The organism is Paenibacillus sp. fava2, from assembly GCF_058313675.1.
In genome coordinates this window covers 2575442-2595907 of the sequence record NZ_CM177755.1, presented here as the reverse complement: position 1 = coordinate 2595907, position 20466 = coordinate 2575442, and the positions used below count along the sequence as shown (strand labels likewise).

General features: G+C 51.2%; 21 protein-coding genes and 3 tRNA genes. 7 read left to right on the top strand and 17 right to left on the bottom strand.

The annotated features are described in order from the left end of the window. Positions 1 to 203: 203 nt before the first annotated feature. Positions 204 to 857: a hypothetical protein gene (locus AC4G46_RS11015; RefSeq protein WP_491127967.1), complete on the bottom strand. Its 654-nt coding sequence runs from the start codon at positions 855 to 857 to the stop codon at positions 204 to 206. 212 nt (positions 858 to 1069) lie between these two features. On the opposite strand from AC4G46_RS11015, the gene AC4G46_RS11010 reads away from it, so the two are divergent. Continuing rightward, positions 1070 to 1441, top strand: coding sequence for a VOC family protein (locus AC4G46_RS11010; RefSeq protein WP_491127966.1), 372 nt, complete (start codon positions 1070 to 1072; stop codon positions 1439 to 1441). A 71-nt stretch (positions 1442 to 1512) separates the two neighbouring features. On the opposite strand, the gene AC4G46_RS11005 is transcribed toward AC4G46_RS11010, so the two are convergent. Next, positions 1513 to 2064, bottom strand: a complete 552-nt coding sequence (locus AC4G46_RS11005) for a hypothetical protein (protein ID WP_491127965.1) — start codon at positions 2062 to 2064, stop codon at positions 1513 to 1515. A 94-nt stretch (positions 2065 to 2158) separates the two neighbouring features. After that, on the bottom strand, positions 2159 to 2968 hold the full coding sequence (locus AC4G46_RS11000; protein ID WP_491127964.1) for a CPBP family intramembrane glutamic endopeptidase: 810 nt from the start codon (positions 2966 to 2968) through the stop codon (positions 2159 to 2161). Positions 2969 to 3211: 243 nt separating this feature from the next. On the opposite strand from AC4G46_RS11000, the gene AC4G46_RS10995 reads away from it, so the two are divergent. Continuing rightward, complete coding sequence (locus tag AC4G46_RS10995; protein WP_491127963.1) at positions 3212 to 3748, top strand: CDP-alcohol phosphatidyltransferase family protein; 537 nt, start codon at positions 3212 to 3214, stop codon at positions 3746 to 3748. Positions 3749 to 3765: 17 nt separating this feature from the next. Here the strand turns inward: AC4G46_RS10995 and AC4G46_RS10990 are convergent, their stop codons facing one another. From AC4G46_RS10990 to AC4G46_RS10980, 3 genes are all read right to left on the bottom strand, one after another. Continuing rightward, positions 3766 to 5085, bottom strand: coding sequence for a DUF1963 domain-containing protein (locus AC4G46_RS10990; protein ID WP_491127962.1), 1320 nt, complete (start codon positions 5083 to 5085; stop codon positions 3766 to 3768). A gap of 18 nt (positions 5086 to 5103) precedes the next feature. Further along, entirely contained in the window at positions 5104 to 6156 is a 1053-nt protein-coding gene (locus AC4G46_RS10985) for an LLM class flavin-dependent oxidoreductase (protein ID WP_491127961.1), read from the bottom strand. Positions 6157 to 6341: 185 nt separating this feature from the next. After that, positions 6342 to 7421 (bottom strand): ABC transporter substrate-binding protein, encoded by a 1080-nt coding sequence (locus AC4G46_RS10980; RefSeq protein ID WP_491127960.1) that lies wholly within the window; start codon positions 7419 to 7421, stop codon positions 6342 to 6344. A gap of 200 nt (positions 7422 to 7621) precedes the next feature. On the opposite strand from AC4G46_RS10980, the gene AC4G46_RS10975 reads away from it, so the two are divergent. Together AC4G46_RS10975 and AC4G46_RS10970 are read left to right on the top strand one after the other, a co-directional pair. Then, on the top strand, positions 7622 to 8737 hold the full coding sequence (locus tag AC4G46_RS10975) for a FecCD family ABC transporter permease (protein ID WP_491127959.1): 1116 nt from the start codon (positions 7622 to 7624) through the stop codon (positions 8735 to 8737). After that, positions 8737 to 9504 carry an ABC transporter ATP-binding protein gene (locus AC4G46_RS10970; protein WP_491127958.1) on the top strand — a complete coding sequence of 256 codons (768 nt, stop codon included), beginning with the start codon at positions 8737 to 8739 and terminating at the stop codon, positions 9502 to 9504. Before AC4G46_RS10975 ends, AC4G46_RS10970 begins: the two co-directional genes overlap by 1 nt. Before the next feature lie 108 nt (positions 9505 to 9612). On the opposite strand, the gene AC4G46_RS10965 is transcribed toward AC4G46_RS10970, so the two are convergent. After that, positions 9613 to 9685 (bottom strand) — tRNA-Lys (locus AC4G46_RS10965). A 160-nt stretch (positions 9686 to 9845) separates the two neighbouring features. On the opposite strand from AC4G46_RS10965, the gene AC4G46_RS10960 reads away from it, so the two are divergent. Continuing rightward, positions 9846 to 10199, top strand: a complete 354-nt coding sequence (locus AC4G46_RS10960; protein WP_491127957.1) for a VOC family protein — start codon at positions 9846 to 9848, stop codon at positions 10197 to 10199. A gap of 114 nt (positions 10200 to 10313) precedes the next feature. Here the strand turns inward: AC4G46_RS10960 and AC4G46_RS10955 are convergent, their stop codons facing one another. The 3 genes from AC4G46_RS10955 to AC4G46_RS10945 form a co-directional block, all read right to left on the bottom strand. After that, positions 10314 to 10781, bottom strand: a complete 468-nt coding sequence (locus AC4G46_RS10955) for a GNAT family N-acetyltransferase (protein WP_491127956.1) — start codon at positions 10779 to 10781, stop codon at positions 10314 to 10316. A gap of 122 nt (positions 10782 to 10903) precedes the next feature. Beyond that, a complete protein-coding gene (locus AC4G46_RS10950) occupies positions 10904 to 13102 on the bottom strand; it encodes a rhamnogalacturonan lyase (RefSeq protein WP_491127955.1) in 2199 nt (732 codons plus the stop codon). Between the two features lie 219 nt (positions 13103 to 13321). Next, positions 13322 to 14641, bottom strand: coding sequence for an APC family permease (locus AC4G46_RS10945; protein ID WP_491127954.1), 1320 nt, complete (start codon positions 14639 to 14641; stop codon positions 13322 to 13324). 266 nt (positions 14642 to 14907) lie between these two features. Here AC4G46_RS10945 and AC4G46_RS10940 point away from each other — a divergent pair, with 266 nt between their 5' ends. Continuing rightward, positions 14908 to 15558: a transcriptional regulator gene (locus tag AC4G46_RS10940; RefSeq protein ID WP_491127953.1), complete on the top strand. Its 651-nt coding sequence runs from the start codon at positions 14908 to 14910 to the stop codon at positions 15556 to 15558. A gap of 609 nt (positions 15559 to 16167) precedes the next feature. Here AC4G46_RS10940 and AC4G46_RS10935 read toward each other — a convergent pair. The 3 genes from AC4G46_RS10935 to nrdR form a co-directional block, all read right to left on the bottom strand. Then, positions 16168 to 16240 (bottom strand) — tRNA-Lys (locus AC4G46_RS10935). 17 nt (positions 16241 to 16257) lie between these two features. Further along, positions 16258 to 16333: transfer RNA gene (locus AC4G46_RS10930), tRNA-Ala, on the bottom strand. Positions 16334 to 16578: 245 nt separating this feature from the next. Then, positions 16579 to 17055, bottom strand: coding sequence for a transcriptional regulator NrdR (nrdR, locus tag AC4G46_RS10925; protein WP_068721252.1), 477 nt, complete (start codon positions 17053 to 17055; stop codon positions 16579 to 16581). A 164-nt stretch (positions 17056 to 17219) separates the two neighbouring features. On the opposite strand from nrdR, the gene AC4G46_RS10920 reads away from it, so the two are divergent. Continuing rightward, positions 17220 to 17435 carry an alpha/beta-type small acid-soluble spore protein gene (locus tag AC4G46_RS10920; RefSeq protein ID WP_042175036.1) on the top strand — a complete coding sequence of 72 codons (216 nt, stop codon included), beginning with the start codon at positions 17220 to 17222 and terminating at the stop codon, positions 17433 to 17435. 78 nt (positions 17436 to 17513) lie between these two features. Here AC4G46_RS10920 and AC4G46_RS10915 read toward each other — a convergent pair whose 3' ends face one another. The 4 genes from AC4G46_RS10915 to mutM form a co-directional block, all read right to left on the bottom strand. Next, entirely contained in the window at positions 17514 to 18077 is a 564-nt protein-coding gene (locus tag AC4G46_RS10915; RefSeq protein ID WP_491127952.1) for a lytic transglycosylase domain-containing protein, read from the bottom strand. Next, complete coding sequence (gene coaE, locus AC4G46_RS10910) at positions 18074 to 18670, bottom strand: dephospho-CoA kinase (protein WP_491127951.1); 597 nt, start codon at positions 18668 to 18670, stop codon at positions 18074 to 18076. The genes AC4G46_RS10915 and coaE overlap by 4 nt, the downstream gene beginning before the upstream one ends. 9 nt (positions 18671 to 18679) lie before the next feature. After that, on the bottom strand, positions 18680 to 19429 hold the full coding sequence (locus AC4G46_RS10905; RefSeq protein ID WP_491127950.1) for a manganese efflux pump: 750 nt from the start codon (positions 19427 to 19429) through the stop codon (positions 18680 to 18682). 177 nt (positions 19430 to 19606) lie between these two features. Continuing rightward, entirely contained in the window at positions 19607 to 20455 is an 849-nt protein-coding gene (gene mutM / locus AC4G46_RS10900; protein ID WP_491127949.1) for a DNA-formamidopyrimidine glycosylase, read from the bottom strand. Between the last annotated feature and the right edge of the window lie 11 nt (positions 20456 to 20466).

The window sequence follows — 20466 nt, the reverse complement described above, 5'->3', positions numbered from 1 at the left end:
TTGAATACCCGACGCTATGGGATTGAGTTTCTTGCGTAGTCAGCAGATCCAGCCGGAGTATAGGCATAAGCATCTTCCAAACGGTGTCTGCCGCCGGGACCTGACGGACAGAGCAGACCTTTTTCCTGCGAAAATACCGCTTTTGTCCGTTAGAATTGTAAAATAGTGACGGCCATGTACCTTCAGCAGGTAACCAGCGTGACCTATTCCAGCCCATGCTGCTTCCGGATGTTGTACATCCCGGCAAGCACCAGTTCGGATGGATCGCGGTTCAGCTGGAAGTGTGTGAAGAGCAGCTGGAGCGGAACTGCACAGACATTGTTGCCGTCTGTAATTGACGGGAAGCCTGCCTCGAACACCGGTCCGTGGTCTTCATTCCAGGCCAATCCTGCATGCACCTTCTCCGGTGCAAATTCCTCTTCCACTGTCTGGATGCACAAAGGAATCACCTTGTTATCAATGATCGCCTTGGCCTCATCTTCGCTCTCCGGCTGCTTCGGAAGCGGCTGGCCTCCCTTGGTCTTCATCAATTCGTGGAAGAAGGAGGACACCCATACTTCCGGGCTCTTGTCCGACTGGAACCGGTTCACCAGCTCACGCAGGAAAAATCCGGTCGAATAGACTTCGCCCGATTCATTTTTCACATGGTATACAAAGACAGGTCCAAAAGCCGCCAGATTAATAATCTGGCTCTGCACCTCTTTAAAGTACATTTTCAAAGCTACCATACCATTATGATGAACCGCTTTAATCAGCTCATTCCATTTCTCTTCGGTCATACCTGCCGGGTTATTGCCGGTTTCCTCAGTCGCTGTTTCAGTTGCTGTTTCATTTACTGTTTCATTCTCATTATTCATTCGTCTTTTCACCCCGCTATCTATCATACCATCAACCGGCCCCGGGTAAAATATAATCCTCATCCCCGCCGGCAGCCAGCCTGCCTGCAGAAGCTTAACTATCCTTGCAGCGGCGGGCTTTTACCCATGCTTGCGTCGTATTTTTACAATACAGTGAAAACTATTTCCTGTAAAATATTTATATATCATTCTATCACTAAAGGAGAATTCCGATGCTTGTTCCCCAGTTGTATTTAAACGGACGTACGAATGAGGCGCTCAGATTGTACTCTCAGGCTTTTAACAGCTCTGCAGATTCGGTATCATATGATCCGGAGCAGCCTGAGACCTTTGTTATTCATGCAGAAATACATATTCTGGGCCAGCGGGTCATGCTGAGCGATTATGGCGGTACATCCGGTTATCCGGCTGAGTCCGTCCAGGAGCTTGTTGCCATTTTTGAGCACGAAGCTGCACTGAAACAGGCCTACGACAGCATAAAGACCGGAAGCACAACCATTACACCGCTCGGTCCGGTTTTCTACAGTCCGTGCATGGTACAGTTTGCCGATCCTTTCGGCGTCCGCTGGTGCTTCATGGTATGATTCCGGCATGCAAAAAGACACCTTCACAGCGATTACTGTGAAGGTGTCTGTGCTCTCTAAGATGCAGCGGTTTATTTAGCCGCTTTGGCTGCGTCGAGAATTGCCTTGAGGTAACCATGGGTATCCACAAGTGTAGCTCCGCTTACTGCATCAACTACCTGCTCAGCCGATTTGTATGTCAGTGTCTGTTCCAGTGATTTGATGGTTCTGCCTGTTGCGAATTTCTCGATCGCTGCGAGGTTCTTGTCATAAGCTACTGTAGAGCCAGCAGCTTCAGCCATATGCTCACTGTAGTATTTACTGTTCGCTTTTTTGGAAGCAAGAACGACGTTAGGGTCTTTATAATTCTGTCCGAAATCCTTGTCCGAGTTAGGCACTCCCTTAGCCACATCAGTGCTCAGGAACTGGTAGTCATCCAGCGAAGCGGCTACGATTACACCGTTCTGAACCACTGCAACGGCTACAGTAAAGCATTTAGTCCCATGGGCTGCTGCCTCAACACGGCCCACTTTCAAAGGCGCACTGGCTGCAGAAGATACGTTGTTAAGTGTACCGCTGTTGCCTACGCCTACAAGTGCCAGTGAGAGTCCAGCCACCAGCATTAATTTTGTAACTTTTTTCACAAACATTCCCCCAGTCATGTTATAAAAAACGCTTACAACCTATTTTTATCAAATTCTAGCATTAAACACTGTTACAAATGTTACTAGAAATATGTTAATTCGTGGAAGTCGGCAGCGCCTGCTGTTTATGCCATAACTTGACGACAATGATAATCCCAAGCAGTAATACAAGGGTTGTAACCGCTCCTCCCTCCGGACCAAAGGCTCCGCCTGTAAACATCACCGGCCCCGTCTGACTCAGCTTTACGAGCGACTGCCCATTATCGGGAAATCCGCTGACCGGAAATCCGTAAACATTGCCCAGAGTAACATTCCACGCAAAGTGCATACCGCAGACACCCCAGATATGCTTAGTAAGAATTGCATAACCGGCAAAAAACAATCCGGACAGGATCAGATTGGTAAAAGACAATACGGTAACCCCGGCACTGAACAGATGGAAAAATCCGAATATAACGGAAGACAGCAGGATTGCAAAAGCGGGTGAGCTTTCCTTTGCCAGCATAGGTATAAGCCAGCCCCTTACGGCCACTTCTTCCGCTGCACTCTGAACAATCCAGCCAAGAGCAATAACTGCTGCCAGAGGTGTTATAGACGCCAGATGAGAGGCTTCCACCTGCACCATGCCCATCCCCAGCAATATGGCAGTGACTGCTGAAATTGCACAGAACCCGATGAGAACCCCAGTCCAATAGGCTCTAAGCGGTTTGACCGCATGAAGTCCTGCTGATTTGAGCGGACGTTTTTCAACCAGAACGATCCATAAGCCAAATAAGATAATTTGTATGCCGCATACAATTATCTTCCGGAAAGCCTGTACCGTAACTTCTTCCACCCCAAAAGCCTGGGTCAGACCGGAGGAGACCACGGAAAAAAACAAACGGCCTGCAGTCAGGCTCCCCATCCAAAGGACAAAATAAAGCGGCACCAGCATATAAATCTTTATCTTCAGTCTGCTGGCCCCGGCCCCGGAAAATAACAGATTACTCCTCAAAATTCCATTAAGTCTCTGCACAGCATAACACCCGCTTTTATATAGTATTGTAATTTTCACCCTATCACGAAAGCTGGTGGCTCAGATATAATAAAAGTCCCTCCCCTTTATATTAACCACCACCCAATCCCGATTATGATTTCAGGAGGTATAATGATCAGACATCTCCCTAACGCACTCACCGTTATGCGGATCATTGGCTCGCTTAGCCTGCTGTTTGCGGAGCCGCTATCCGGCTTGTTTTTGACCATATATACCCTGTGCGGTGCAACCGATGTGCTGGACGGCTATATCGCACGCAAAACAAACAGCGCCAGCGAAGCTGGCGCAAGTCTGGACAGTATGGCTGACTTTCTTTTTATAGGCGTGTTACTGCTGGTTTTCCTCCCGCGCCTGCATTTACCCGGTTGGATCATATACTGGATAGCCGGCATTGCCGTCATCCGTACCGCTTCGCTGCTGACCGGATGGTTCAGATACCGCGCTCTGGCGTTCATCCATACCTATGCCAACAAGGCAACTGGACTGCTGCTGTTCTGCTTCCCGTTTCTGTACACACTGCTTGGACTTGCGGTAACCGCAAGCCTGCTGTGCTTCGCAGCCGGCCTGTCAGCCCTTGAGGAGCTGGCGATCAATTGCAGATCACAGGAGCTAAATAGGGATGCCCGTTATTACCAATGGAAAAGATAGACTGCCGCCATCATACATCAGGATTGCTGGAACAGTGTGGCAGACATCCTGCCTTCCGGACATAGGAACATGTAATATATCCCTTCCCCGTACTCCTCTACAGCTTCCCAGTCCAGCTGGCCGATAAAATGCATGCGCTGCGAGCAGCAGGGACACTCAGGATATTCTGCATCCTGGATCCAGGTCGGATACCCGCCAATCTGCGAAGCCCAAGGCTCCATGGTCCACTGAACGGCATGGTAGGTGTTCCTCGGTTCCTCCGCTATACGGAATTGTTTTCCGGCAGACAGGTATGCCCGACTCTCTTCAGCCGGATCCGTCTCCGGCAAATAATCAGGCTTTCGGTTAAAAGCACTCCACCGCGCTCCCTGCACGGAATCCAGCTCCATATACACCTGACCGTAACAGCTGCAAATGACACAGGTCTGCACCTGCAGCCGTTGTCCGTTCACAGGCAAATGTTGAACCGCAGGATGTCCGGCAGCAATATCCATAAGGACCGTCAGCCCGCTCCCGCACCAGGCACAGGTCTGACTGCTTTCCGACAGAAAGGCTGCACCTGTATCCTCAAAGTGTGCCGGTTCATCAGAGGGTACTGTTTTTTCAGCTGTTTTTACAATGGCATAATTATCCGGATAAAATAAATCCAGCCGCTTCCCGTCCCCAGTCAGCTCCCAGCCGGCTTCATATGCATACCGTTCAGGCGCTACATACAGCTCATCTACCCATTCCGGCGCATGCTCCCGCCATTCCCGGAAGCGCTGAACGACAATCTCGTCACCGATCCAGCTTAATACGAGCAGCAGGGAATTACGGTTCTCCCCGTCTGTTTCCACCTGCTCCAGCAGCAGATCCCGGATATCCGCCGGTGCATGTTTATACAAAAACGCCGGATCGTATATTTCCCGGTGAACCAGTTCAGCAAGAATGCCGGTTCCGCTAAGCACCCGGCTGGTATAGCAGACCAGCGACATCAGGATTTCAGTACAGGCCTCTTCATCCCCTGTCTGCAGTAATTCCATGGCATAAGCCTCGAGCCTGCAAGCGTCCTCTGCGGAAAGTGTACGGTACAGTTCTTCCTTGCCGGATCTATAGGGTATGTACACAATGAGCGGGTCATAGGGTCTGGAAGCATGCATAATCTTCAGCACCTCAACAGGGTCCGTAATGCCTGCATATAAATCCACTGTTTTGCGGTGCTGCATAATGTAGGCCTGCCGTTCCTGACGCTCCTTTTCCTGCACACAGGGCATACAGTAGCCGCCGGTTTTCTGATAGGTAGCCGGAAGAATGGTCGCTTTGCAGCCTTCACTTTTGCAGGGGATGCGTTCTGTCATTGATAATCCTCCTTTTGCCTACCGATTCTCCTCCCAGCGGGCTATCTCCTCGCGCACCAGTGGAGCAACCTCTGTTCCCAGGAGCCTGATGGATTCCATTACCTCGGCGTGGGCCATGGTACCATGCGGGACATGAAGCAGGAATCTGGTGATTCCAACCTCTTTGCGCAATTGAATGATTTTGTCCGCGACTGTCCGCGGATCGCCGACGAATAACGCACCCTCCGGACTGACTGCCGCATCATAATCTGCGCGTGTATACGGAGGCAGGTTCTTCTCAACCGCCCGGACATTGGTTCTGGCAAAGGTAGACGGGAAGAACTGTTCGATTGCCTTCGGCGTACTTTCCGCAACAAAGCCGTGCGCATGCGCTGCAACCGGCAGCTTGGCAGGATCATGGCCGGCTGCTGCTGCAGCTTCTTTATACAGCTTCACCTGTGAGGCAAAATCCAGCGGCCGGACCGGGCCGATCATTGCCAGTGCAAACGGCAGGCCCAGTGCACCGGAGCGTACTGCAGATTCCGGGCTTCCCGCACTGGCAATCCAGACCGGCAACGGGTCCTGTACCGGACGCGGATATATTCCTAAATTATGTATAGCGGGTCTGTGCCTGCCTTCCCAGGTCACCCGCTCAGACTGCTGAAGCTTCATCAGGAGATCCAGCTTTTCATCGAACAGGCTTTCATAATCCTGCAGATCGCAGCCGAACAGCGGAAATGATTCTATAAAAGAACCCCGGCCAACCATAATTTCGGCCCGTCCGTTACTCAGCCCGTCCAGAGTGGCAAAATCCTGATAGACCCGCACCGGATCAGCCGATGACAGAATCATCACTGCACTGGTCAGGCGGATTCTGCTCGTCAGGCTTGCTGCCGCCGCCATAACCACTGCAGGAGAGGATGCCGCAAAATCAGGCCGGTGATGCTCCCCGACACCATACACATCCAGACCGACCTGGTCGGCCAAAATGATTTCTTCTACTACTTCACGCAGCCGTTCTGCGTGGCTCATTGTTTTTCCTGTGACCACATCAGGTGTAGTTTCCACAAATGTACTAATACCAAGTTCCACGGTTCTGTTCCCCCAAGCTGTTGTTAATCACTTTTTTACACTATTGCTATCAACTTCACTATTTCATTCATTCTATCTCTAAATTGCTGAATATTCAAAATTAATATTTTCTAGGCTCCCGGCCGCAGCAAAAAGCAGGTCGGACAGCCGTATGGCCGCCGAGCCTGCTTTTCATAATAATATCCTTATTTCTGGTTAGCCAGAATATCGGACAGCAGCTTCTCAGCCCCGTCAAAGATAGAGTAGCTATAGCCCCAGAACTGGTTGAAATCGATCAGGTAGATCGCTTTATTCTTGATGGCATTCAGGCTTTGCAGCGACGGATCAGCATAGAAGGCCTTCAGCGTCGTCTGCGGATCAACACCGCCGGTGTATACGGAGAGGAGCAGTACATCAGGGTTCGTGGCAAGCAGCTGTTCTTTGCTGACATCGCCTGTAACGTCGCCGAAGCTGTTCTTAAGACCAAGCAAACCAAGCACATCACCGGCAAAAGTATCAATATTTCCGCTGTATACGGCAATTGCCCCGTTTCCGCCGTCAGATACATAAGCGAAGGTTTTGGCGTTGCTGGCCGCAGATCCATCTTTAATCGTCTGTGCACGTTGTTTAAGTTCCTCGATATAAGCAGCAGCGTTCTCCTGTACATCAAAGATTTGGCCAAGCTGCTCGATGTCCTTGTACAGGCTGTCCAGAGTAGCACCCTTCACGCTGGTGTTCTGCAGGTAGGTTTTGATACCCAGCCCGTTCAGGCCTTCCACGGTTCCAACACCCCAGTCAGCGTCCGCGAACAGATCGGCACGTCCCAAGACCAGGTCAGGGCTTGCTCCGACAACCAGCTCTTTACTGGCATAATTCTCAGAGATTACCGGGATTTTTTTGAATTCTTCCTGAACAGAAGGGTCCCCTGCACCATACAGCGCAGCCACGCCTACCATTTTATCAGTCAAACCCAGCTTGATCAGCAGCTCGGCGGCGCCTTGCGTATTAGCTACAACCTTCTCAGGCGCTTTGTCAAAGGTCACTGACTTGGCTGTCCATGCGGTACCTTCACCGTTATTGGTGTAATTCTCAATAGTCAGCGGATATACAGTGCTTGTACTCGGAGCAGCAGTCGGAGCCTCGGTTGCCTCCGCAGCAGCATTGGTTGGCGCTGCCGTAGCAGCAGAAGCATTCTCATTCTGTGTACTGGATGAACAGGCTGAAAGTATCCCTACCAGCAGCAAAACCGCCAGCAGCGGTGTAAATATTTTAAATACTTTTCTCATTATTCCTATCCCCTTTTCTATATTTCTGGTAAACAGCCTTGCTTGGATTAGCTTGGGTTGGTATAACCTTCCGTCCTGCAAGGAATACAATCGTAGAATATAGAAAGCAGCATGATCTGTCAATGATAATAATTCTCATTGACAACGATTCTCATTGTGCGATATATTTTAAATTAAAACGTTATTATGAAGGAGCCCCTATGAACGTTATGCAAACCGATATAGCCGCTAAGCCGGCATCTAAGCAATCGATCATCAGCAGCCGTTACGGATTCACCGCGGTTATTGTCGTTCTGCTGGTCATCACTGTTCTGTCCGCAGGTGCTGCCGTCTCCTTTGGACAAGTCGAAATTCCAGTCTCCCAATCCTACCGGATTCTGCTCCATCAGATTACCGGCATTCAGATTGGAAATGTGCAGGATCTGACTTCCGGATCGTTTGTAGACATCATCTGGAAAATCCGCTTCCCGCGTGTACTCATGGCCCTGTTCATCGGTGCAGGCCTTACACTGTGCGGTACCATTATGCAGGCTGCCGTTCAAAATCCGCTTGCTGATCCATACATACTAGGTATTTCCTCAGGCGGGTCGCTTGGTGCAACCTTCGCTATTCTGATCGGCTTCGGCACGATGGGTATTCTCGGACAGACCGGTGTAGCCTTCTGGGCCTTCGCCGGTGCTGTCGGGGCTTCATTGCTTGTAATGCTCCTGGCTAATGCAGGCGGCAAAATGACCTCCGTCAAGCTCGTACTGGCTGGTATGGTCATAAATGCGCTATGTACCGCCTTTGCCAACTTTATCGTCTATTTCGCCAACAATGCCGAAGGCATCAAGACCGTTACCTTCTGGACCATGGGCAGCCTAGCCGCTTCAAGCTGGGATAAGCTGCCGCTGATAGCGGTGTCCGTGACGCTGGCGGCCGCATTTTTCCTGATGCAGTTCCGTGCCTTGAATGCCATGCTGCTTGGTGATGAAGCGGCGGTCACGCTGGGGATTTCACTTGGCGCTTACCGCAAGGCCTATATGATTCTCACCGCCCTGATTACCGGTATCATGGTCGCCAGCTGCGGAATGATCGGTTTCGTCGGCCTGATTATCCCCCATCTGGTACGCGGGCTCGTCGGCTCTGATCACCGCAGGCTGCTCCCGGCTTCTATTCTGTTTGGTGCCATCTTCCTCATCTGGACGGACGTTATTGCCCGGACTATCGTGCCAAATGTAGAGCTGCCGATCGGGATCATCACAGCCCTGATAGGCGCACCAATGTTCATGTACATGCTGGTCAAAAAAGGCTACGCGTTTGGAGGCAAATCTTAATGAATTTAAACGTTGAACATCTGGCTGTCTCTTTTTCCAATGTCAATATTGTCAAGGATGTATCGCTCAAGGTCCGCAACAAGCAGTTCGTCGGCCTGATCGGGCCGAACGGCTGCGGCAAATCCACGCTGCTGAAGAGCATCTATAAAGTCATCAAGCCTAAGCAGGGAGATGTCTTTTTGTCTGACCTTGATGTAATCAAAGCAAGCCCCAAGGTGGTTGCGCAAAAGCTGGGCGTCGTGGGCCAGTTCAACGAACTGAGCTTTGATTTCAAAGTGCGCGAGATGGTTGCAATGGGCCGGACCCCGCATAAAGGCATGCTGGAAACGGACAATAAGCAGGATCACGATATTGTAACCGGTGCCCTGCGCAAGGTAAATCTGGAGGGTCACGCAGAACGCAGCTACAATTCATTGTCGGGCGGCGAGAAGCAGCGTGTCATTCTGGCCCGTGTGCTAGCCCAGCAGCCGGAATTCATGATTCTCGATGAGCCAACCAATCACCTGGATATCAAGTTCCAGCTGCAGATCCTGAACATTGTAAAAAAGCTGGACATCGGCATCCTCGCCGCACTCCATGACCTTACGCTCGCCGCCGAATACTGCGATTATCTGTATGTAATGAAGCAGGGGCAGGTTGCCGCAAGCGGCAAGCCTGAGGACATTCTGACCAAGGAGCTGATTGGCCAGGTGTTTGATGTGGCCTGTGAAACCTACCGCAATCCGGTTACCGGAGCGCTTGGTTTTGCTTATCTGGAGACTAGATGACCTGAATCTGTGTATAAAAAAGAGCGTCTCCCTTCGCCTGAACGGAGACGCTCTTTGAATATGTAAATGAACAGCAAAAAAACGGCATCGCTGCCGTTCTTTGTGTGATGGACTCTCAGGGGCTCGAACCCTGGACAAATAGATTAAGAGTCTACTGCTCTACCAACTGAGCTAAGAGTCCATATTATGTTGGTTGTTATGATCTTTGCTCTCAAAAGGAACTCTTATAATATACCTCGCAGGAGACACAATGTCAAATGTTTTTTTATTTTCTCCGGCTATAGTAAACTTGAAGTGTCATTTAGCTTGGGGAAAAGGGGCTGTTGTATATGCAATTACGCATGAACTGGATAACATTAAGAGTACGTGATCTTGAGGCTTCTTTGCAATTTTACCACCGGATTCTGGGTCTTCCGGTTGAACGCCAATTTGAAAGCAGAGGCAGGCAGATCGTTATGCTGGGCCGGCAGGGTCAGCCCAAAATTGAGCTGATTCAGGGGAGCGAAGCTGCGCTGAAGCCCGAATGCGGTGTATCTGTCGGCTTCGAAGTCGCATCGCTGGAGGATGCGATCGATGAATTAAATAGCCATGGCATCCCGGTAGCACGCGGGCCCGTCTCGCCGAATCCGCATCTGCGGTTCTTTTATGTGCTGGATCCGGACGGGTTTGAGGTGCAGCTTGCGCAGCACAGCTAGGTTTCGGTTCGGCTAGCAGCCCGAAGCCCTCAAGAGAATAACTGTCTGAAATGGCTGCCCTCCTTTTCAAGGAGCAGCCTTTTTGCATAAACTGTAACCTCCCGCTGTTACAGATCAGCTTATTTTTAACATATACAGCTCTTCACCATCCTGAATCTTACCTGTATTGAGAAATCCCGCACTCTCGTACACATGCTTCCCTTTTACATTCGCAGCTTCTGTAGACAAAAATATTTCCTTACAGCTGTATCGCCCCCGCATTTCTTCAACGATCAAAGACAGGGCCTGCTTTCCGTAGCCTTTCCCCTGAAACCTTCTGTCAATCATAAACCTGCGGAGCTCGTAAGCGTTACTGCCTTCCGGGAATCCATACATTGCGAATCCGATCATTGTCCCGTTTAGCTCGATCGCTCTCACGATCCAATTCTCTTCATAAAATGACTCCACCAGCGAGTACGCATTGGAGGCAACAAATTCCTCATCCAGCGTCAGCTGATTATGCTCGTTTGTGGAAAGAAGAATAACGTTCTCCCAGTTTTCTTTTGTTATATCTATAAGTTTCATGATATCATCCCTCTCCATTGGTCTTACCCGGCTTCTTCTACTATAGCACTTTTTTGGGTATTTATGGTATGAAAGGAGAGAATGCATAAAAAAACAGGGAGCATTCAGCCCGCCAGGCTGATACTCCCCGTTTGAGAAATTTACCGAAGATCCAAATCCGGAACCGGAACCTTGGACCAGTTCATATCCGTGCCCAGATAGAAACTCGTGTAGCAAGGCTGATTGTATACCACATTCTGCCAGGCGACCCCTGTCCGGTACTGGGGATCATGCATCAGCGTGTACAGTTTGCGGTCTGTTACCTCTGTGTTCATGTAGATGCGTATAGCCGAGCTGTCCGCCAGCCGGACGACCAGCTCCTCCCGCCAGTCACCGAACAGGTCTGCCACCAGACAGGGATTGCCCTTGGTGCCGTTGTTGGAACGTGTACCCTCCGCCATCAGGAGTGTGCCCTGCTTCCAGTCTTCAATGGTAACCGGTTCTTCAAATGTGCCGCTGATGAACTGGGTCGTCATGTCCGCCGCCCACTTGATATTCATATTCGTTCCCGGCGCCCGTTCATCCAGCTTCTCGCCCTTGGCTGAGCGAAGTCCCCGTGACGGCTCATGAGCCAGGTGGCTTTCGCTGCACCAGGTCTGCAGGCCGGGCACGGCCGGTTCTACTTTGCCGATCATGCCCCGCCCTACATCCTCCTTGGCAAAGCCGCCGTACAACACCTCTCCGGTCGCTGCATCCCGCAGCGAATATCCATATGGTCCATGGATGCCCTCTTCGTGAACCATATAAATCTGCAGGCCGTCCCGTTCAGGATCGACTACGGCTACATGCAAAGCGTCTCCATGGCCCAGCTTGGCGTATTCCCCCGGAGCTGCGCTTCCTTCCGGCAGGATTCCGCCTGAGCTGTACAGGAGACTGCCGTCATGGTCGATCGTAGCCGATCCGTAGATGATCTCCTGGCAGCCGTCTCCGTCCACATCAGCCGTGGACAGAGCATGGGCCCCCTGCTTGGCCAACCCGCCGAAGCCCGGATTCCGTCCGTCCTGCAGGTGCAAGGTGTCGGCAAAAGGATTGTTCATGGTAACCCATCCGCTGTCAATGTACCAGGTCTCTGTCAATTCCTGTCCGTTCCAGCTGTAGGCGGCCATGGTGGCACGGGTATAGTATCCGCGGGCAAACAGCGCATACGGCTTCTTTCCGTCCAGATAAGCGACTCCAGCCAGGAAGCGGTCAACCCGGTTGCCCGGCTCTATCCGGTTCCAGGAGTAATCCCCCCACATCAGCCCGTCGTCATGGCGGCCCGGCTTGTAGCGGACCGTCGCCAGCTCCTCTCCCGTTTCTCCGCGGAAGACGCTGAGGTACTCCGGCCCTTTCAGAATAAACCCTTCGAATTCACGCAGCTTGTTGCGTTCACTTCTGGATGGCGCATATACATCCAGAAAATAATCCGCAAGCCGGACCGCATCCTCCCTGGACAACGGGTAGGAATATTCGGAGGCAATTCCGAAGCACTCCTCCAGCGTAGCCGGCCAGTGTCCCGCCAGGACCTCCTCATGGCTGTGCCAGCCCTCGAACAGCTCTGCGACATGCTCCGCATACGCTTCACCGTTCATGCGGTAATCATCATTATGGCTGTACCCGGCAGCCTCATCTTCGGGCAGCAGCGTAATGAATGCTTCAGTTAACGGAGCACCTTTCTCGTAGCGAATCACCTTGGTACCCGGTGCCGTTTTAAACATCAGCTCCGCTTTGCCATCACCGTCAAAGTCATACACCAGGAACTGGGTGTAATGCGCTCCTGCCCGGATATTGACTCCCAGGTCGATCCGGTACAGAAGTGTGCCGTTTTGCTTGTAGCAATCCACATACACATTGCCCGTATAGCCTACATGGGAGACATCCTTGGCATTCAACGGGTCCCATTTGACGATATACTCATATTCCCCGTCACCGTCTACATCCCCTACACTCATGTCATTGGCGCTGTAAGTATAGGATTGACCTGCGGGTGTAATTCCGTCCGCCGGCTTCTGCAGCGGAATCTCCAGATAGGGAGTTTCCCAAGGCCGGGTTACAGCGCACTGCTCCTGTTCCTTCCCGTTAATCACTGCAGCTACCGCATATTCCGCTTCCAGGCTGCCGGACCGGTCCAGGTAATTGGTACTGTCTGTGACCTCCGCAATCATTACTCCGTTACGGTACAAACGAAAGTCTGCTGCCGTCAGGCCCTGCCCTGTAGATGCGGTCACTTCTTGCCCCAACAGCCGCCAGCTGATAAATATTCCTTCCGAAGTGCCGACTGCCGCCAGCCCCCGGTCCAAATGCTCCATTTGAATGCTCATTATCGGTTCTCCTCCAGTACATTCCAAATCCAGTACATTCCAAGTAAAATCAACAACTGTAGCATACTTATCCCCGGCTATTCCGGCAATAGGACATTTTTGCCCTGCCTGTTACGCGGTTTTGGACTATTTCGCCCGGATTGCACTATCTTGCAGCGCAGGCTGATTGTACGCAAAAAGACCACCCCTTTGCAGAAAGGAATGGTCTTATCAAGCAGATTACGATTTTTTACGCGACAAAATATAATACACCGGCAATCCGGCCAATGTAATCCCGATTCCGGTCAGCGAACGCAGCGGGTCACTGACAATGGTGCTGCCCAAAATGTAGAGTCCGCCAGCAACCCCGATTATAGGAGTAACCGGATAAAGCGGCACACGGTAGCGACCCTGCACAGGCGGTATTTTTTTGCGTAACAGAAAGACTCCAAACACACCCATCGTGAAAAAGATCCACAAGACAAACACCAGCAGATCCGTCAGCGTATTAAAGGTGCCAGAGAAAATGTAGATTACCGCCAGCACACTCTGAAAAATAAGTGCATTAGCCGGGGTCTGGAACTTGGGATGAATACTGCTCAGCACCCGTGAAAATGGAATCTGCTGCTTCTCCCCCATCGCCTGCGGCACCCGCGCTGCCGTCATCAGATAGCCGTTCAGCGCACCGAGCACGGATATAATAATGCCTGCCGTAATAAAAGCTCCGCCCCCGTTGCCGAACAGCGCTTCTGCCGCGTCCGCTCCCGGCGTCGGGGAACTGATAATCTGCTCATAAGGCAGCGCCTTGAACACAGCCACATTAAACAGCACATACACAGCGATCACAAAAATAACCCCGATCGAAATGACCTTGGGCAGGGTCTTCGCCGGATTGTTAATTTCACCTGCCATATTAGTTACACTGATCCAGCCGTCATAAGCCCATAGCGTACCCAGAACTGCCACTCCAAAGCCCGCGCCCGCCGCTGGTGCATCTATTCCCGAAAAGCCGGGAGCCAGATTCGAAAACAGGCCAACGCCGATGATGCCCGCAACCGGAATCAGCTTGCCCACCGTCGCAACCGTCTGGATAATCCCGCCGAATTTGGTGGCGATCACATTCATAATCAGAATAAACGCCAGAATGGCTACTGCCAGCAGCTTCTGCTGCCAGCCGTTCAGCGGCACGAAATACCCGGAATAGGTGGCAAAGGCAATCGCCAGCGCTGCTACAGACGCCGGATAAGAAATCACCGCCTGCACCCAGCCCAGCAGATAACCGAATACGCCGCCGTAAAGCTCACCGAGGTAAGTATACAATCCGCCGGATTTAGGAATCGCAGCAGCGATCTCCGCCACAGTCAGTGCTGACGCCAGCGTAATGATCCCGCCGACACTCCACGCCAGAATACTCATCCACGGCGTACCGGCATTGCTTAACACTATCCCCGGCTTCAAAAAGATCCCCGACCCGATAATCATCCCAACTACAATAGCCAGGGCCTGAGTGGCCGTTACTGTTTTGCCAAGTGATTTTGTTGTTGCCTTCTTTGTGCTCATAATGTATTTCTGACCCTTCCTGTCTCTGTACTTACGGTAATTTCCGCCTGATTATCTTACCACGTTGTGTGAGATTTGGAAGTGGGGAAATTCATTTCGTTAAGATCATTGTCATTGCTTCCATCTTTGATCAGGATATAATGGAGATATAAGCCGTGAAGCACACGCCGTTTTCATACAATCGCCTCCTAAAGTTAATTAGCTGGAGGAATTGTATGGGAGCGGCTTTTTTGTGCAAAAAAATCGTTGATGAGGAGTATGATGGGATGCCTAGATTCGACCAGCTGTTCGAGGAATGGTTACAAAACAGTATTAAAAACGAAAGTAACCACAGACGCAGAGAGTTGCTTGAGAAAGGACTAGGGCATGGGACAATCGAGTTTCTTCGCACCGTATGGTTCCCTGCAATCGGCAATTTAGATCATCTGCTTCCGGAATGGGAGGTGCGTGACTTCAATAACGGTTACCGCTATCTTGATTTGGCATATATGCCTGGAGGAGTGAAGGGCGGTATTGAGATTCAGGGCTACGGACCGCATGCCAGGGATCTAGATGTCCGGAGATTCAAGGATTTATGCCGGCGTCATTGTCTGCTGGCTCTCGATGGCTGGACTTTTCTTCCGGTTGCCTATCCTTCTATTGTAGAGGAACCTAAGCAGTGTCAGCAGCTGGTGCTTTCATTTATCGGCAAATTCGTAGCGACTGATGTTTCTTCTACACTGACTTGGCTCGAAGCGGAAACGATGCGGTTTGCCAGACGTCTGCTCAGGTCATTCACTCCTCAAGAGCTCGCAGGCCATCTACATGTAACGGACAGGCATGCCAGACGCATCCTGCATCAGTTAGCCGAACAAAAGCTGCTTGATATCTCAGGTGGCGGACCCCAGCGTTATCGTACGTATTGTTTAAAGGTGTAGCGACCCAAGCCGCATAAATGAATTGATACAAATCTCCCTATACTCTAACGGACCCAGGAGTCCTTATTTCCGCTAAAACGAGGGTTTTCCCAGGCTAACGGACTCAGATGACGTTATCTTCGTTCCAACTGCTGAAATGGGCAACATATGGAGGGAATAACGTCATTACAGTCCGTTAGCCTGTGCAGGTATACCGAATGGCAGAAATAACGGCGCTACGGTCCGTTAGAATTCGGGAGTCGAAGTATAGTTTGAGTAAAGGAGTATCCGCTATTCGTTGGTTTACGAGATGGGGTGAGAAGAGCTACTGGAGTTCTGGAGTTCTGGAGTTCTGGAGTTCTGGAGTTCTGGAGTTCTGGAGTTCTGGAGTTCTGGGGTTACTAGGATCGTCGGATAGTAAGTATAACTGGTGTCTTGGTGTCTTGGTGTCTTGGTGTCTTGGTATGTACAGGGTATTGGCACTGTTAGTATAGTTGGCGCAGCTCGGAAAATGTCATTAGTGAGCCAAAGGAATGTTTGATGCATTCGGTGTTAATCACATAACCTTGGCCCCCTCCCCTACTTTCAACACACAACAAAAAAACGGCATCTCTGCCGTTTCTTCTAAGATGGACTCTCAGGGGCTCGAACCCTGGACAAATAGATTAAGAGTCTACTGCTCTACCAACTGAGCTAAGAGTCCATGTTGGTATAAAATTATGGTGGAGCCAAGGGGGATCGAACCCCTGACCTCATCGCTGCCAGCGATGCGCTCTCCCAGCTGAGCTATGGCCCCATGTTACCGATTTAGAACTACAATATGTATTCTAAAATCATGTGTGAGCTGAAAGCTCACTCCGTCGTGTTATTTCGTATTTCGTAGCCGACTTCTATATAATACAGAAATCTATTCCTCATGTCAACACTTTTATAAAAAATGTTATTTGCTTTTTGTTTCCCTAAAGAAACGAGAAACGATACAGCACCTCTACAAAGCTCTACATCAAACGGAGCAATTTTTGCACAGGTGCTGCAGCTCATCTAAAGGCCCTCCAGCTCACCATCATTTTTAGACAGCAGCCCCTTCAGTTCCTTCATGAACATATTGATGTCTTTAAACTGCCGGTATACAGAGGCAAAACGAACGTAAGCCACCTCATCCACCGGATATAGCTGCTCCATCACGAGCTCGCCGATCTGCCGGCTCTCAATCTCCGCCAGTGCGATACCGCGCAGTGTCTTCTCCACCTCGGAGACGATGGATTCCAGGCGTTCCACGGACACCGGCCGCTTCTCACAGGCGCGGATGAGCCCGCGCAGGATTTTGTCACGGCTGAACTCCTCACGGCTTCCATCCTTCTTAATGACAATCAGCGGGGTTTCTTCAATCATCTCGAATGTAGTAAAGCGCTTGCTGCAGCGTTCACATTCACGCCTGCGCCTGATCGACTTGTTCTCATTGGCCGGACGCGAGTCAAGCACTTTGGTATTAGTGTGATCACAGTATGGGCATTTCATAAGCTTGGCCACTCCTTTTTGCTGTTATAGTAATTGCTGCTGCAGGCAGCACACCGTCTTGCCGGGCTCAATATTTTTTTCCAGAAAACACCGTTTTATTGTTGTTATGAATCTGGCGGGTCCGGCACATAATACAGTTACCAACCGATAGGAGGTGAACAGAAATGAGCCAAAACAGCAGCAATAACCTGGTAGCTCCAAATTCACGCGGTGCCTTGGAACAACTGAAATATGAGGTTGCCCAAGAATTAGGTATCACTCTTTCCCCGGACGGATACCAAGGCAATAAAACATCTTACGAAAACGGTTCGATCGGTGGTTACATCACTAAACGTCTTGTAACAATCGCTGAACAATCCCTGGCAGGTCAATACAAATAACCTGTCCCCATAAGCTTGCCGAAGAAGTATTAAACGGCTGTAAGCCGTTTAATGCTTCTTTTTTTACATACGATAACATTAGAACTCACTGTAAATCTCCGTATACTGATTATAGTAATAAATCACGCGCTGCACGTAGTGCCGGGTCTCGCCGAACGGTATATCCTTCACCGCAGCCTCTGTGCCATCCCAGTCCCCTCCATCAAGCCAGCTCTGTACTTTGCCCGGGCCCGCATTGTATGCGGCAATCACAGCTGTCCGGTTGCCGTCAAATTGGCGGGACAGCGAGGAAAGATACCAGGTGCCCAGCTCGATATTGGCCGACGGCTCCTCTTTAAGCTCATCCAGCGATACGTCAGGCAGCTTGGCCATTTCAAGCGCCCATTTGGCAGTATCCGGCATGAGCTGCATCAGTCCAAGCGCACCCTTTTTGGATTCACGGCCCGTCTTGAAGTTGGTCTCCACACGGATAATCGCCGCGACCAGAAACGGATCGGTCTTATACGTGCTGCTGTGTTTACGGATTTCGTCTTTATAATGGATTGGATAAAACCAGGACATCCAGTTAGTGCCGAGAAACAGAATGGCGGTAAAACCGATGAACAGCAGGAGCAGCACTCTTTTTTTACGCAGCCAGCTCATAATAACCCCAGCCTGTCCCACATAACGGCAACCTGCTGCTCAGTCCCGGCAAGCTCACCGCTGTTATCAATGATATAATCTGCTCTCTCACGTTTCTCTTCAATGTCCATCTGGGCGTCCAGCCTTGCTGCAGCCTGTTCAGGGCTAAGTCCGTTACGTTCCATCAAGCGGGCAAGCTGCACCTCCCGGGGTACATATACGACCATAACCTTATCGAACAGGCTGTCCAGCTTGGATTCATACAATAAAGGAATGTCTACAATAACCAGACGCTGCGAGTCTTCCTCTTCCAATGCATACATCTGATCCTTGATTTCCCGACGGATTGCCGGATGTGTCAGACTGTTCAATACCCGCAGGGCAGCGGGGTCGCTGAAGACAATCTCCCCCAGCGCAGCCCGGTTTAGGGTGCCGTCAGGCAGCAGGATTCCTTGGCCAAAATGTTCTACAGCAGCAGCCAGCACGGGATGTCCCGGGAGCATGACCCCTCTTGCGATGACATCGGCATCGACGAGTCGTGCTCCTTTTTGCACTAGCATTGCGGAGACGGTGCTTTTTCCGGATGCAATACCTCCGGTTAAGCCCATAATCATGTACTCACCTCATAACAGCTTCATTATTCCCATTGCAATTAATAATAACGCAGGCAGAGCGGCAGCATGCTTCATCCAGAAGCTTCCCGACAGCTTGAGGCCGGTCTTCATTCCAAGCAGCAAAAAGGTACCGCTGAACAGGGCAATCATCAGTGAGGTCCAGACCGGGCTGAAGCCAAGCAGCGCAGCACCAAGCCCTGCGCCGAAAGCGTCCAGCGACAGCGCAATCCCCAGGATCATCGCCTCCATTGAAGAGATGCTGCCGGAAGCATCCATGTCGGCAGACGACGGCGTCCGCAGAATCTGAATAACAACACCCAGATGCCGCAGCTCCAAGGAGAAAACGGCGGACTTCTGCGGGCCGGCTTCTCCGGCATCTGCCGGCAGCTCAGTTAAGACGCCTGCTTCAGTCACAAGGCCGGATGCCGTAATCCCTGCCGATCGCTCAAGTGCGGCTTCCCTCTCCTCATCCTGCGGGCTCCGCTCCTTCTGAGTCAGCATCTGAATCAGCGACCAGCAGCCCATTAAGACGAGAATAACCGCTCCAATAATGGAGGCGGCATCCGGAGAGACAACCTTGGCTAAGAGTACACCGACCTGCATCGAGACACCAATGACGATCCCGGAACAGAGCGAGATAATCAGGATGGAGAGCAGCGGTATTTTCATTTTGCGTAATCCATATGTAATGCCTACACCAAAACCGTCCAAACTAAGCGCAAAAGCCAGAAGCAGCAGTGAAAACAATGGGCTGATCACCCGCAATCCCTCCCGTGAAGAAACGGAAGCCTTGAGGATGAAACCCTCCGGCTCCGTTTGCTTGTTTCAGCATTCTTCACACAGTATATGGGCGGGACCGGCAGTCGGTTCCTGGGCTTTTGTGTCAGGCTGGACAGCTATGGTGCATTTAAACAACGAAACGGATAAATCTCATTTCTAACTTTTGCTTATAATAACGGTTAAAGGCTGGCAGTTCGGGCAGATATGCGTGCCCCGGCCGCCTACGACGCTTTTCTCGATCAGGGTGCCGCAGGTTCTGCAGGGCTGGTCCTTGCGGCCGTAAATGAGATGCTGCTGCTGGTAGCTGCCGCTCTCGCCCTGGCCGTTGACATACGATTTGACCGATGAGCCTCCGGCGTTAACCGCATCTGTCAGTGTCGCCACAATCGCTCTGTGCAGCCGGTTCAGCTGCTCGTCCGAAAGTGACTTCGCCGTCTCCTCCGGGTGAATCCCCGCACGGTGCAGCGCCTCATCTACATAGATATTGCCGATGCCGACAATAAATTCCTGATTAAGCAGCAGCGGCTTGATTTTGGTACTCCGGCCTCCGACAATTTCCTTAAACCGCTCCGGCGTAAAAGAAACATCCAGCGGCTCCTGACCCAGCTTGTTCAGCGGCTTCAGCAGCAGATCCTCACCCGGCTGAAACAGATGCATTGTACCGAACTGGCGCACATCCGTGTAACGCAGCTCTGTGCCATCGGTAAAATGGAAAATAACGTGAGTATGCTTGTCCAGCAGCTCATCCTGCCGGTACAGCCCGTAACGGCCCTCCATCCGTAGATGGGAGACCATCACGAGTCCGTCCAGCACAAACCGCAGGAACTTGCCTCTTCGCTCAACTGTAACAATGCTATGGCCCGCCAGCATGTTGGCAAAGGCCTGGGTATCGTCCGGTCGCTGGATAATCCGCGGCAGCCGGACGGTGACGTGCTCTATCTGCTTGCCTGTAATTAAATCGTTAAGGGTTCTTCTGACTGTTTCAACTTCCGGTAATTCCGGCATAATGACTCACC